General features: G+C 73.3%; 11 protein-coding genes. 6 read left to right on the top strand and 5 right to left on the bottom strand.

The window, feature by feature from the left end; translation table 11 throughout:
• The first annotated feature begins 39 nt into the window (after positions 1–39).
• Entirely contained in the window at positions 40–1125 is a 1086-nt protein-coding gene (locus ACFW3L_RS05180) for a helix-turn-helix transcriptional regulator (protein WP_378736569.1), read from the top strand.
• Here the strand turns inward: ACFW3L_RS05180 and ACFW3L_RS05175 are convergent.
• Complete coding sequence (locus ACFW3L_RS05175; RefSeq protein ID WP_378736567.1) at positions 1019–3319, bottom strand: penicillin acylase family protein; 2301 nt, start codon at positions 3317–3319, stop codon at positions 1019–1021. The genes ACFW3L_RS05180 and ACFW3L_RS05175 overlap by 107 nt on opposite strands.
• A 282-nt stretch (positions 3320–3601) precedes the next feature.
• Here ACFW3L_RS05175 and ACFW3L_RS05170 point away from each other — a divergent pair, with 282 nt between their 5' ends.
• A complete protein-coding gene (locus tag ACFW3L_RS05170; RefSeq protein WP_378736564.1) occupies positions 3602–4348 on the top strand; it encodes a thioesterase II family protein in 747 nt (248 codons plus the stop codon).
• Between the two features lie 57 nt (positions 4349–4405).
• On the opposite strand, the gene ACFW3L_RS05165 is transcribed toward ACFW3L_RS05170, so the two are convergent.
• The gene (locus ACFW3L_RS05165; RefSeq protein ID WP_378736562.1) at positions 4406–6235 is read right to left on the bottom strand and encodes a glycoside hydrolase family 13 protein; all 1830 of its coding nucleotides are present in this window, start codon (positions 6233–6235) and stop codon (positions 4406–4408) included.
• 211 nt (positions 6236–6446) lie between these two features.
• On the opposite strand from ACFW3L_RS05165, the gene ACFW3L_RS05160 reads away from it, so the two are divergent.
• Positions 6447–6968 carry a GNAT family N-acetyltransferase gene (locus ACFW3L_RS05160; RefSeq protein WP_378736560.1) on the top strand — a complete coding sequence of 174 codons (522 nt, stop codon included), beginning with the start codon at positions 6447–6449 and terminating at the stop codon, positions 6966–6968.
• Between the two features lie 90 nt (positions 6969–7058).
• Here the strand turns inward: ACFW3L_RS05160 and ACFW3L_RS05155 are convergent, their stop codons facing one another.
• Together ACFW3L_RS05155 and ACFW3L_RS05150 are read right to left on the bottom strand one after the other, a co-directional pair.
• Positions 7059–7937, bottom strand: coding sequence for an aldo/keto reductase (locus tag ACFW3L_RS05155; RefSeq protein ID WP_378736558.1), 879 nt, complete (start codon positions 7935–7937; stop codon positions 7059–7061).
• Positions 7938–8097: 160 nt separating this feature from the next.
• Complete coding sequence (locus ACFW3L_RS05150) at positions 8098–8955, bottom strand: NAD(P)H-binding protein (protein WP_378736556.1); 858 nt, start codon at positions 8953–8955, stop codon at positions 8098–8100.
• Between the two features lie 113 nt (positions 8956–9068).
• On the opposite strand from ACFW3L_RS05150, the gene ACFW3L_RS05145 reads away from it, so the two are divergent.
• Positions 9069–9647, top strand: a complete 579-nt coding sequence (locus tag ACFW3L_RS05145; protein ID WP_378736554.1) for a TetR/AcrR family transcriptional regulator — start codon at positions 9069–9071, stop codon at positions 9645–9647.
• Between the two features lie 28 nt (positions 9648–9675).
• Here ACFW3L_RS05145 and ACFW3L_RS05140 read toward each other — a convergent pair whose 3' ends face one another.
• On the bottom strand, positions 9676–9834 hold the full coding sequence (locus ACFW3L_RS05140; RefSeq protein ID WP_378736552.1) for a hypothetical protein: 159 nt from the start codon (positions 9832–9834) through the stop codon (positions 9676–9678).
• 26 nt (positions 9835–9860) lie between these two features.
• On the opposite strand from ACFW3L_RS05140, the gene ACFW3L_RS05135 reads away from it, so the two are divergent.
• Both ACFW3L_RS05135 and ACFW3L_RS05130 read left to right on the top strand, forming a co-directional pair.
• Positions 9861–10409, top strand: a complete 549-nt coding sequence (locus ACFW3L_RS05135; protein WP_378736550.1) for a CGNR zinc finger domain-containing protein — start codon at positions 9861–9863, stop codon at positions 10407–10409.
• Positions 10410–10486: 77 nt separating this feature from the next.
• Complete coding sequence (locus ACFW3L_RS05130; RefSeq protein WP_378736548.1) at positions 10487–12379, top strand: helix-turn-helix domain-containing protein; 1893 nt, start codon at positions 10487–10489, stop codon at positions 12377–12379.
• The last annotated feature ends 7 nt before the right edge of the window (positions 12380–12386 follow it).

The raw sequence follows: 12386 nt of genomic DNA, 5'->3' as shown, positions 1-12386 counted from the left end.
ACCGGCCACAACTGCTCGGCGATCGGGAAGAATGCGGGTATGGCCGACACCAGTCAGCGCATGCTGCGCCTGCTCTCCCTCCTGCAGAACGGACGGGCCTGGTCCGCCGCCGCCCTCGCCGAGGCGCTGGGCACCAGCCCCCGGTCCCTGCGGCGCGACATCGACCGCCTGCGCGAGCTCGGCTACCCGGTGGAGAGCCTGCGCGGCCCCGGCGGGCACTACCGCCTGGTGGCGGGCAACGCCGTTCCTCCGTTGATGTTCGAGGACGACGAGGTGGTCACTGTGGCGCTGGGGCTGCGGATGGTCGCGGGCGGGCTCAGCGGCGTCCAGGGTGCGGAGGAGGGCGCGGAGCGGGCCCTGGGCAAGATCGAACGGGTGCTGCCCTCCCGACTGTCCCACAGGGCCAGCACCCTGGCCTCGGCGGTGGAACCCGGCCGGAGCGTGTGGCCCGGGGCGTCGGTCGACGTGCTCACCGGGCTGAGTGACGCCGTCGCGGCGGGCCACCGGATCCGGATGACCCACCGGGGCCGCGACGGGCGGGAGCTCCACCGCCACGTGGACCCCTACCGTCTGGTCCTGCTGCGTCGGCGCTGGTACCTGTTCGCCTGGGACCGCGACCGCGAGGACTGGCGCTCCTTCCGGCTGGACCGGATCACCGAGATCACCCCGACCCGCGCCGCGTTCACCCCCAGGGCGCTCCCCGCCGAGGACCTGGCCGCGCACCTGGAGGAGGGGTTCGGTCCGGGCCGGGAGAGGCACACCGTCACGGTCCTCTTCCACGCGACGGCGGCCGAGGTGGCCGCCCGTCTCACCCGGGTGGACGGTTCGCTGGAGGCGGTCGGCCCCGACCGCTGCCGGTACGAGGCCCTCGTGGACTCCTATGAGTGGATCGTCATCGTGCTCGCCCTGGCCGGTCTGGACTTCACCCTGGAGGCACCGGAGGAGTTCGTCGCGCGCACCGCCGAGCTCTCCACCCGGCTCGCGCGGGCGGTGCCCCCGGAGGCCCGGCGGGGGCCGCTCACCACGCGGGCGGGAGCAGGTGGAGGGTCGAGGCACGGTGCCGGTCCACGGCCGCGCGGGAGTAGAGCAGGGGGAAGTGACGGCCCCGAGCCCACGGTTCGGTGAGGTCGTCGTGGTGGGGACTGCGGGGGTCCCCGGACTGGCCCGGAGCGTTGACCGCGACGGACTCGTCCCACGCACCGACGTCCACCACGATCCGGAAGGACGCGCCGTGGTACTGGCGGCCGGAGGCGTCCGCCGCCGTCAGGTCGACGGTGTCCGCGCTTCCCGGGCGCGCGATCCGCCGTCCCCGTGCCCACGGCGGGGGGTCCGGGAGCGCGGCGAGGGGGTGGTCCAGGCGGGCGAAGTGGTGTTCGCCCCAGTGCCAGGCCGGACCGGGCGGACCGAGCCGCTCGCACAGGTCCCGGTGGGCCGCCCCCAACGAGCGCGCCACCAGCGCGCGTCCCTGTTCGCTGAGGACCGCCTCCGCCAGCAGGCGCAGCGGAACACGCGGGTCGGCGGCCCGGTCCGGATCGGGGGTGAGGGCGGCCACCGCCGCGTCGACACGGTCGGAGGAGACCAGCTCCGGCAGACGCGCACGCAGCAGCGCGGGACGCAGACGGTGCGCGAACCAGTGCTCGAACAGGGTGGGCTGGGGCAGGTCGACCGCCATGGTCCCGTCCCAGCCTCCGGCCCGCAGCAGCTCCAGGGCCGGGGCGGTCCCCGGGAAGCCGTCCGGCAGTGCGTCCAGCACGGACAGGGCGGCGCGCGCGACCGGGCTCCGGTGGTCGCCCTGGAGGCGGCAGGCGTCCTCGACGGTCCAGTCGGAGCGTGCGGACAGCTCCTCGGCGATGCGCTCGTACCGCAGGGGGGCCGCCCAGTCCCGGGTCACGGTGAACGGCTCCCAGCCGGGCGCCCGCTGCGTGTTGTGTTCGTTGGCGGAGGCGAACCACCCCTGCCCGGGCCGGTGCGCGGAGGGCATGCGGCCGTGGAAACCCGCCCACTCGTGGCTTCCGTCGCCGGGAACGGGCAGTGAACCGTCCCAGTTCGGGCGTACGGGGACGCGGCCCGCCGCGATCCAGCCGAACCCCTCCGCGTCGGCGTACACCTGGTTCTCGCCGGGAGCGCCCCACACCCGCAGGGCGTCGCGGAACTCCTGGCTGTCCCGGGCCCGCATGTACTGGACGCTGCCCAGGTAGGGAGCCATTCCGGGACCGAGCCAGGCGGCGCGTACGGCGAAGGCGGCGTTCCGCTCGGGGTCGGAGCGCACGAGCGGACCGTGCACGGTGAAGTCCAGCCGCACCTCGCGGTCGGGACCGCCCCGCACCGGGACGCGTTCGGTGACCGTCTCCAGCTCCCGCCAGCCGTCGCGGTGACGGTACCGACCCGGGTCGTCCGGGTGGAGTTGGTAGACGTACAGGTCCTCCTGGTCGATCGGGAAGATGGTGAGCCCGAAGGCGACGTGCCCGTTGTGCCCGATGGAGACCCCGGGCAGGGCGGGCTCGCCCGCGCCGATCACGTCGAACTCCGGACAGCTCAGATGGGTGACGTAGCGCAGTGCCGGGGCGCCGACCACGCGGTGCGGGTCGTTGGCCAGGATCGGGCGGCCCGTGGCGGTGCGCTCGGCGCCGATCACCCAGTTGTTGCTGCCGTCTGGTTCGGGTGGGGTGGTGCACGGTGCGGCACCCGACAGGTCCAGGGGCGCGCAGGCCAGCCGGTACACGTCCAGGACCTCGGGGTGGAGGACGTCCAGGTCCAGGCCCTCGGGTACGCGCAGGGGACCTTCGGGCTCGCGGACCGCGCGCAGGTCCTCGACACCCGGGCCGAAGTCACGGAGGGTGAGGGCGCGCGCCAGCTCCTTCTCGACGTTCGCGTGGAGGCCGTGGGACCGGATCCGGGCCAGGTCCTCGGGGGCCCAGCGGGCGGGGGTGAACCCGAGCTCCGCGAACTCCGGCCCGAGCAGCGCGGGCTCGCGCTCGGTGAGGGCGACGTAGGCGTTGATCCCGGAGGTGAAGAGCTCGGCGGTCCGGCGCACGCCCGCGCCGTAGGCGGCCCACTCGGTGTCCATGTCCCCCCGGTAGAGGAAGAGCCGGGCCGCGCGGTCGCGTTCCAGGTACCGCTCGCCCAGGACCTCGGAGAGCAGGCCGAGGCCGCGGCGCCGCCAGAGGTCGAGCTGGAACAGCCGGTCGCGGGCGGCGGTGAAGCCCTGGGCGACGAACGCGTCGTCGGCGTCGTGGGCGCGCACGTGGGGGACGCCCCAGCGGTCGTACACCACCTCGACCGGTGCGGTGAGCCCGTCGACGACGTGGCCGTGTTCCATGCGAACCTCCCAGTGGGCGGGCGGGGGACGGGCGCCGTCGGACGGGGGCCGAGGACGCGGGAGCTTCGTACCCCGCGTGGGCCTTTGTCACCGTGGGGGAACGGGAAGGTCTCCGGGCACGGCGTGGAGCCGTGGGGGTCCGCCACGGGCGAGGGGTGGCGACCGGTCGGTGTGTGGCCCTGCTCACGCGATGGAACGGTCCGGGTTCACCGGGTTACCCGAAGCCGATTACCGACTGGTAGGTTCGCGTTGTTACCCATCGGTAGAAAGGAGGGGAGGGCCGTGCACGAGGGCGCCCTGAACCGGCTCAGACCCGTCCCCCACAGCCGGTTCCGGCTCTTCGTCCTCCACCACGCGGGCGGCTCCCACCTGGGCTACCGGGGCTGGGTCCGGCACTTCCCCGAGGACTGGGAGATCTGCCTCCTGGACGCGCCCGGACGCGTCCGCAGCGCCCACGAGCCGCCCCTGCGCGACGCCGACGCCCTGGCCGAGCGCATGCACGAGGTGATCCGCCCCGAACTCGACCGGCCCTTCGGCCTCTTCGGGCACAGCATGGGCGCGCTGGTCGCCTACGAACTCACCCTCCGCCTGACATCCGCCGGGACGCCGCCGGTCTGGCTCGGAGCCTCCGCCTGGAGCCCCGCTCCCGGACCCGAACGCGCCGCGCCGCGCCACCTGGTCTCCGCCGACCGTCTGCGCGAGACCATCGCCCGCATGGGCGGCACCCCCCGGCGCGCCCTGGACGACCCAGACCTGTGGTCCTTCGTCGAACCCCTGGTCCGCGCCGACCTGCAACTGGTGGACACCTGGAGCCCCGACCCGCGGACCCCGCCCCTGAGGGTCCCGCTCTCGGTCTTCGGCGGCGCGCGAGACCAGGGGATGACCCCCGAACGCCTCGCGGGCTGGTCCGACCACGTAGAGAGCGGCTTCGCGCACCACACCCTGCCCGGCGACCACTTCTACTTCACCGGTCGGACCGTGGACGTGGTCACCCGCATCACCCAGGACGTGGAGCCCCTCCTGAGGTGAGGACCGGCCCGCGGCCCGGCGGTCCGGGCGGGGGCGGTCGCCCCCCGCCTGGAGGAGTCAGCCCTCCGAACGGGTGCCGACCGCGAACAGGTAGCCGGGGCCGTCGGCGGACAACGCCACCACGCCGTCCAGCCGCACCCGCACCGCGCCGTCGCTCTCCACGACCTCCCATCCCGTGGCGTCCAGGTCGCCCGTGGCCGCGACCCGTTCCCCGTGCGGCCCGTCGGTCAGGTGCACCAGCACCACCTGGTCGCCCAGCGTCCGCAGGAACGTCATGTGGTGCTCGCCCGCGTCGAGCCAGCGGAGTCCGCCCTCCTGGAGCGCGGGCAGGTCCCGGTGCAGGGCGAGCAGACGGCGGTGGGAGTCCAGCACCCTCTGGTCCCAGTCCTGGGGACGGTGCCAGGGCATCGTGCGGCGGGAGTTCTCACCGTCGCGCCCCTCAAGCCCGATCTCGTCCCCCGCGAAGACGAACGGGACACCCGGCAGCGCCGCCTGCGCGGCCACGCCGACCGCCTGGCGGAGCGGGTCGCCCACCACGGTGCGGAACCGGGCGGAGTCGTGGGTGCTCAGCGCGTTGACGCTGTGGGTGCGCACCCGCCAGGGGAGCCCCGCGTTGGTGGCGCGCATCGCCCGCACCGCCTCGACCGCACCGCTGCTGGGCAGCGGCGCCGACGTGTGCGTGGCCGCGTACCGGACCCCCTCCGGGCCGGTGTTCAGCCAGGCCCACACCGGCCGCGTGAAACCGGCGTAGTTCATCACCCCGTGCCATCCGTCGTGGCGGGTGTCGGGCCCGGCGTCGTAGAAGTGCTCGGCCAGCAGCCAGGCCTGCGGGGCGGCCTCACGCATCCGCGCGGCGATCTCGCCGGACACCTCGTGGTTGACGTCCTGGCTCCCCAGGCGCCCGGTCATGTTGGCCACGTCGATCCGCCAGCCGTCCAGCCCCTCCTCCCCACCCAGCCGGTCCACCAGGACCGAGTCGTCGGCGCCGTAGACACGCTCGCGCAGAGCGGTCGAGGAGTAGTCGAGCTTGGGCAGGGACCGCACGCCCAGCCAGCTCACGTAGGAGTCGGGGTGCTCCTCGAAGTAGTAGTACCCAGCCTCCTCCGAGTCCGGGTCGGACCGGGCGGTCAGGAACCACTCGTGCTCGTCACCGGTGTGGTTGGTGGTGAGGTCGCCCATCACCCTCATGCCGCGCGCGTGCGCCTCGCGGACCAGGGCGAGCAGCGCCTCCTCGCCGCCGAGCAGCGGATCCACCCGGTCGAAGCTGGAGGCGTCGTAGCGGTGGGTGGAGCGGGCGGGGAAGAACGGGGTCAGGTAGACCACCCGGGCTCCGAGCTCGGCCAGGTGGTCCAGATGGCGACGGACCCCCTCCAGGGTGCCGCCGTAGTACTCGCCGGGCGCGGCCGGTCCGAACCCCGAGGGTTCGTCGTCCCAGGCGCGCGGGACCGCCCAGTCCGGGTGCTCGGTGAGGGGTTCCAAGGTGTCCTCGTCGCGCGCGAAGCGGTCGGGGAAGATCTGGTAGACGGTGGTCCCCGGGACCCAGGAGGGCGGGCGCGGCGCGTTCACCAGCCGGAAGTCGGCGTCGTCGGTGACCTCGTGGTCGTGCGCGCCCTCCTGGTTGAGCCAGGTGTAGCGGCGGTCGCGCACGATCGCGAAACGGTAGGGGGTCGCCACGGGCAGGAGGGGGATCTCCACCACGAACCAGCTCACCCCGTTCGCGGAACTCTCCAGCACCCCCTCGACCAGGCCCGCCTCGCCGTCCTCCACCACGTACGCGTACACGGAGTCGGCGCCGCCGGGCACCCGGACCCGGAGGCGCGCCCGGTCCCCGTCGAGGGTCACGTGGTCGGGGGAACCGTCGTGGTGGGGGTCGTGGGTGAAGAGCATGCGGGACTCCAGGGGACGGAGGAAAGTTCACGTCACATAATGGCAAGAAAACGTCGTTGAAGCGAAAGGTTTTGCGTCCTGCTCTTGCGGCTTCGGTGTTCGACCTCCTCCGCGGCCCCGATCGCGCTCCCTGACCAGGTTCGCCGGGCGCGGGGCAGTCTCTTGGTCCGCACCCCTGTCCCGCCGGATTCTTCCGGGTTACCGTTGGTATATGAGCCTTGAGCTGCCAACCGAAAGACTCCTGATCAGGGAGTGGGAGCTGGGCGATGCCGACGCGGCCCTCCAGATCTACGGGGCCGAGGAGGTCGCGCACTGGCTGACACCGGAGTGGCACCCGGTGACCGACATCAGCGCGATGCGCTCGGTGCTCCACGCGTGGATCGAGGCGGGACCGAACCTCATCCCACCCGCCGGGCGCTGGGCGATCGTGGACCAGAAGGACGGACAACTGGTGGGAGGGCTGTCCCTGAAACTCCTCCCGCCGTTCGAGGAGGACTTCGAGCTCTCCTGGGTGCTGCGTCCGGACGTGTGGGGCCGGGGCTACGCGACCGAGGCGAGCCGGGCCATCATCGGCTGGGCGTTCAGTCAGGGGATCGAGGAGGTGTTCGCGGTCGCGCGCCCCCACAACGAGCGGGCGATCGCCGTGGCTCGCAGGCTCGGGATGGAATGGGTCGGTGAGACCGAGAAGTACTACGACATGCGCCTGCAGGTGTTCCGCATGCGTCCCGGTTGATCCGGGACGGCACGGCCTCCGTGTGAACGGACGGCCGCGCGGGCGCGGCCCGTCGGAGGGTTCCTCCGCCGGGCCGCGCCCGTGTTCGGGTCAGGACAGGAGCTGACTGATCCGCTCGACCTCCTCCTCAGAGAGCCGCACCGTGGCCGCCTCCGTGTTCTCCTCCAGGTGGGACACCCGTGAGGTGCCCGGGATCGGCAGCATCACGGGGGAGCGGTGCAGCAGCCAGGACAGCGCGAGCTGTACCGGGCTCACCCGGTGCTGGGCGGCGATCCCGGCCAGCGGGGAGTCGGTCGCCGCCATCTCGCCCCGGCCGACCGGCGCCCACGGCAGGAACGCGATCCCGTCCTTCTCGCACTGCTCCAGGACGTCCTCGGACTGGCGGAAGGACGGCGCGTACTGGTTCTGCACCGAGGCGATCGGGGCGATCGCGCGGGCCGCCGACAGTTCGTCCACGCTCACTTCGCTCAGTCCGATGTGCCGGACCTTGCCCTCCGTCTGGAGGTCGGTGAGCACGCCGAGCTGGTCGGCCAGCGGCACCTCGGGGTCGATCCGGTGCAGCTGCATCAGGTCGATGCGCTCCACCCCCAGGTTGCGCAGGCTCAGCTCCACCTGCTGCCGCAGGTACTCCGGGCGTCCCAGCCGGTGCCACTCGGCGGGACCGGTGCGCACGAATCCGGCCTTGGTGCCGATCACCAGGTCGTCCGCGTACGGGTAGAGCGCCTCGCGGATCAGCTGTTCACTGATCTGGGGGCCGTAGGAGTCGGCGGTGTCGATGAAGTTCACCCCGAGCTCGGCGGTCCTGCGCAGGACCGCCAGGGCGCCGTCCCGGTCGCGGGGCGGCCCCCACACCCCCTCACCGACGATCCGCATGGCTCCGAAGCCCAGGCGGTGGACGGGCAGGTCCCCTCCGAGGAGGAGGGTGCCCGCCTGTTCTGCGACGGGGGGAGTGGTGTGTGCGTCGGTCACTGTCTTCCTTCCACTGCGGCACGACGGCCGGGTTCGTGCCATGGTGCCAGGTCGGCGGGGGCGCGACCCGTGTCCGCCGCCCCGTGTCGCCCCGGCCGGGGTCCGCAGGATTCCAGGTGGCGCGGGAGCACGCAAGGCGTTCGGGGCCCGGACGCGGGGGCTACCGGAAGGCGTCGAGGTGGTCGTCGACCCACCGGGCGTAGGTGCGCCCGGGACGGCCCATGACCCGTTCGTAGTCCGGTGACACACAATCGTCGGGGGCGGCCGCGTCCTCCTCGCCGGGATCCGACTCCCACAGCAGCCAGTCGCAGATCTCCGGTGGGACGCCCTGGGCGAGCCACAGGTCGCGTGCCTCGGCCAGGGTCAGCGCCACGAACGTGATCTCCCGTCCCAGCGCCCCGGCGATCACGGCGGCGCGTTCGGCCGGGGTGATCGGTTCGGGGCCGGTGATCTCGTATGCCCGTCCGTGGTGGCCGTCCTCCAGCAGCGCGACCGTCGCCACGTCCGCCATGTCCGCCTCGTGCACGGGCGCCCCGGGCTCGTCTCCCCGGGGAGCCCGGACCACCCCCTCGGTCCGGATCGAGTCGGGGAGGGAGTCGAGGTCGTTCACCATGAACTCGCCCCCGCGCAGGTGGGTCCACTCCAGACCGGAACGCTCCACCGCCTCCTCCACGGGGCGGTGGTGCAGGTGGCCGAAGTCGTGCTCGGCGTCGGGGTCGGTCCGGACCGAGGCCGAGGACATCAGGACGATCCTGCGTACCCCGGACCGACGGATGCGGTCGACGACCTCCTCGGCGGTCTCGGGGTGCGGGTAGAGCAGGACCGCCTCCACGTCGTCGAAGACGCCGTCCAGGGTCGCGGGACGTTCCAGGTCGCCCTCGACGGGGTCGACGCCCTTGGGGAAGATCCGGCGGGCGGGGTCGCGGCTGAGCGCGCGGACGGCGGCGCCGCGATCGAGGAGTCTCCGGATCACCAGCGAGCCGACGGTTCCGCTGGCTCCGGTCACCAGTACGCGCATGGCGCGGGTTCCTCTCCATGAGTCGATGGGGTCACCGTCGATCATAATGGGACATGAGAGTCCCATAAAGAGGGTTCAAGGTCCCTTTTTGGAGCACGCGGTAGGTTGGCGCCATGACGAGCACGGAGAACCCGAGGGCGGGGGTGCGGGCCCGGACGCGGGGGGCGATCCTGCGCGCCGCCGCCACCGTCCTGGCCCATGACCGCAACGCCCCGCTCTCGGAGGTGGCCGAGGCTGCGCGCGTGGGTCGCAGCACCCTGCACCGCTACTTCCCCGACCGCGACGGGCTGCTGGCCGCGACCTACGAGGAGGCGCTGTCGGAGATCGGGCGGGTCATGGAGGAGGCGCGCGTGGAGGAGGGGTCGGCTCTGGAGGCCATGCGGCGCGTGGTCGCTGCCCACGTGGAGGTGGGGGACTGGGTGGTCTTCGCCTTCGGTGACACCGCCAACGAGGTCTTCGACGACGCCCCCGACGCCGCCGACCCCGAACCCGAGATCCTTACGGATCTCGTGCGCAGGGGGCAGGCGGAGGGCGTCTTCGACCCGGACGCCGATCCGGCCTGGGCGGTCCAGGTCCTGTGGGCGCTGGTCTTCACCGGGCTGGAGCGGGCCGGGCGCGGGCAGATGCCCCGGCACGCGGTGGCTCCGGCGGTCGTGCGCACCCTGGAGCGGGGGATCGGCGTCCGGACGTGAGCAGGGGGCGATCGGGGAGCGGGACCGTTCAGCGGCCGTGCCGCTCGGGGGCGGTCGTGTGCGCCTGGAGGACCGGTGGGGTCAGGGCCACGCGGTGCTCTCCGCAGTGGCACCGCTGGTAGACGACCATGCCCTCACTGGTCGGATGGGAGGAGTCGGTGGTCCAGAGGTGTTCGTGCTCGGTCATGGCACCCAGTCTGGTGTAATGGCATTATGCATCTCAACCCTTACGGACAGGGGCCGCTCTCCCTGGCCGTGGACCTGGCCAACCGGCCCTGCTCCGACACCGCGGACCTGGAACGGCGCTGTGCCGAGGTGGGCTTCCTCCTGGAACGCCCGGTGGGGGAGCACGACCTCTCCGAGGTCCGCGCCTTCCTGACCGGGTGGGCCGCGGTCGTGGACAGCGCGGACCCGCCCGCCCGGGCCGAACGCCTCAACGCCCTCCTCACCGAGTACTCGGGTCCGCCGAGGCTCACCGACCACGCGGGCACCGGCTGGCATCTGCACTACCGCCCCGACGACCTGCCCGCCCACCGGCAGATCGCCTCCCTCATCGCCGTCGGCACCGCCCTGCACCTGACCGGTCGCGGTATGCACCGCCTCGGCCGCTGCGCGGCCGGAGGCTGCGCGCACGTGTACGCCGACTTCTCCCGCAACGGGAGGCAACGGTACTGTTCCCCCGCCTGCGGCAACCGCGACGCCGTCCGCCGCCACCGCGCCCGCACGGGCGCGGAGACCGAGGGAGCCGACGCCGGGCTCTGAGCCGTGCGCCCCCTGTCACCGCCGGGGACGCGGGGTCGCCCGTACCGTCTCACCAGCGAGGATGTGACACTGGTGCGATGGAAGAAGGTCTCCCGCGTTTCGACGCGAGCAGCCAGCGCGCGCTCGCGGATCTGCTGGTCCGGTTGGAGGAGGGAACGCACCCGTCCACGGACGACGTCACCGCCCTCCTGGGGCCCGTGGACGGCGCACTGGTCGAGCGGGTCAGGAGCCTGTCCTCGCGCCTGGCGCGCCTGCGGCGGCGCGAGGGCGAACTCTCCGCGCTGATCGCCAGCACACGCGACCTCGTCGAGGTGCGGGACGTGGAACCGCTGCTCAGGCGGCTGGTCGACCGCGCGCACGACCTCGTCGGAACGGACGTCACCTACCTGTCCGTCCACGACAGGGAGACCGACGAGCTCTTCGTGCGCGCCAGCCGGGGGACCGTCTCCCCGCGCTTCCCGGGCCTGCGGGTCCCGGCCGGAGCCGGGATCGCCAGCCGCGTGGTGCGCACCAACACCCCCCAGTGGACCTCCGACTACGGCGTGCGGGACGACTTCGACCGCGATCCGGGGATCGACGCCGCCATCGCGGAGGAACAGCTGCGCTCCCTCGTCGGGGTGCCGATGTCCGCCAACGGCGAGATCCTCGGGGTCCTCTTCGCCGCCGACCGCGCCTCCCGTCCCTTCGCCCGTGAGGAGATCGCCCTGCTGTCGGCCTTCGCCGACCAGGCGGCGGTCATCCTGCACACGGCACGCCTGTTCGCCGCCGCCACGGAGGCGGCGGACCGGGCCGAACGCCACTCCGAGGCGATGGCCGCCGCCGCCCGTGTGCACGAGCGGCTGACCGCGCTGGTCCTGTCCGGGCACGGACCACACGAGGTGGCCCTCACGCTGGCCGAATCCCTGGGACGTCCCGTCGCGGTCGCGGACCGGGACCACCGCACGGTCACCCGCACCTCGGAGGCGGCGGACGCGTGGTGGCCGGGCGGGCGACTCGCCCCGGCGGTCGCGAGGGCCCTCGCCCGCAGCCGCGAGTCCGGACACTGCGCCTCGGTGGAGGGCCCGGGCCCGGACGTGGTGGTCGCCGTCTCCGCCGGGGCCGAACTCCTGGGGGTGCTGCTCGTGGGGGCCGGCGACGCACCTCTGAGCGACGTCGAGCGCCGCACCATCGAACGGTCCGGGCAGATCCTCGCCCTCCTCACCATGCAGAGCGAGGCGGTCACCCACGCGGAGGAGCGGGTACGCGGGGAGCTCGCCCTCGACCTGTTCTCCGGCGCCGCGGACACCGACACCCTCCGACGACGGGCCTCGGCGCGCGGCATCGTCCTGGACCAGCCCTGGACCGTGGTCGTCGTCCCCGTCCCCGACCGCCACCGGCACGCGGCGCACCGGTCCCTGGCCGTCCACGAGGGGTGGATGGCCGCGGCCCAGGGGGAGGGCGTGAGCGTGCTCGTCCCCGGCCGGGACCCGACCGCCGCCGCCGAACAGGTCGCCCAGCGTGTCGGGGCGGCCACGGAGGCGCCCGTGCTGGCGGTGGGCTCCGCCGTCGGCTCCCTCGCCGACCTGCCCGCCGTCCTCACCGAGGTTTGGGAGTGCGCGGCGTTCCTGCCCGCGCTGGGCGTGCGCCGTGGGGCCTTCGAGGTGGACGACTACGCGCCCTACCTGGCGATGTTCGGCACCGACGGTGGTCGTGCGCTCTCCTTCGTGGACCGCGTGATCGGACCCGTCGTCGCCTGGGACGCCCGGCACCACTCCGACCTCACCGGAACCATCACCGCCCTCGCCGGAAACGGCGGGAGCGTGACCCGTGCCGCGCGCGCCCTGTACGTCCACCCCAACACGGTCAAACAGCGACTGGAGCGGGTGACCTCGCTCCTGGGCGAGGACTGGCGGTCCGCCGACTCCCTGTTCCGGGTGACCGTGGCCACCCGCCTCCACCTGCTCCGACAGGGCGGGAAAGTGACAGGGTGACCGCGGG

The sequence above is a fragment of the Nocardiopsis sp. NPDC058789 genome (assembly GCF_042745575.1).
In the GTDB taxonomy this organism is placed as follows: domain Bacteria; phylum Actinomycetota; class Actinomycetes; order Streptosporangiales; family Streptosporangiaceae; genus Nocardiopsis; species Nocardiopsis eucommiae.
The sequence above is the reverse complement of the archived record's forward strand: the minus strand, read 5'-3'. Positions and strand labels throughout refer to the sequence as shown.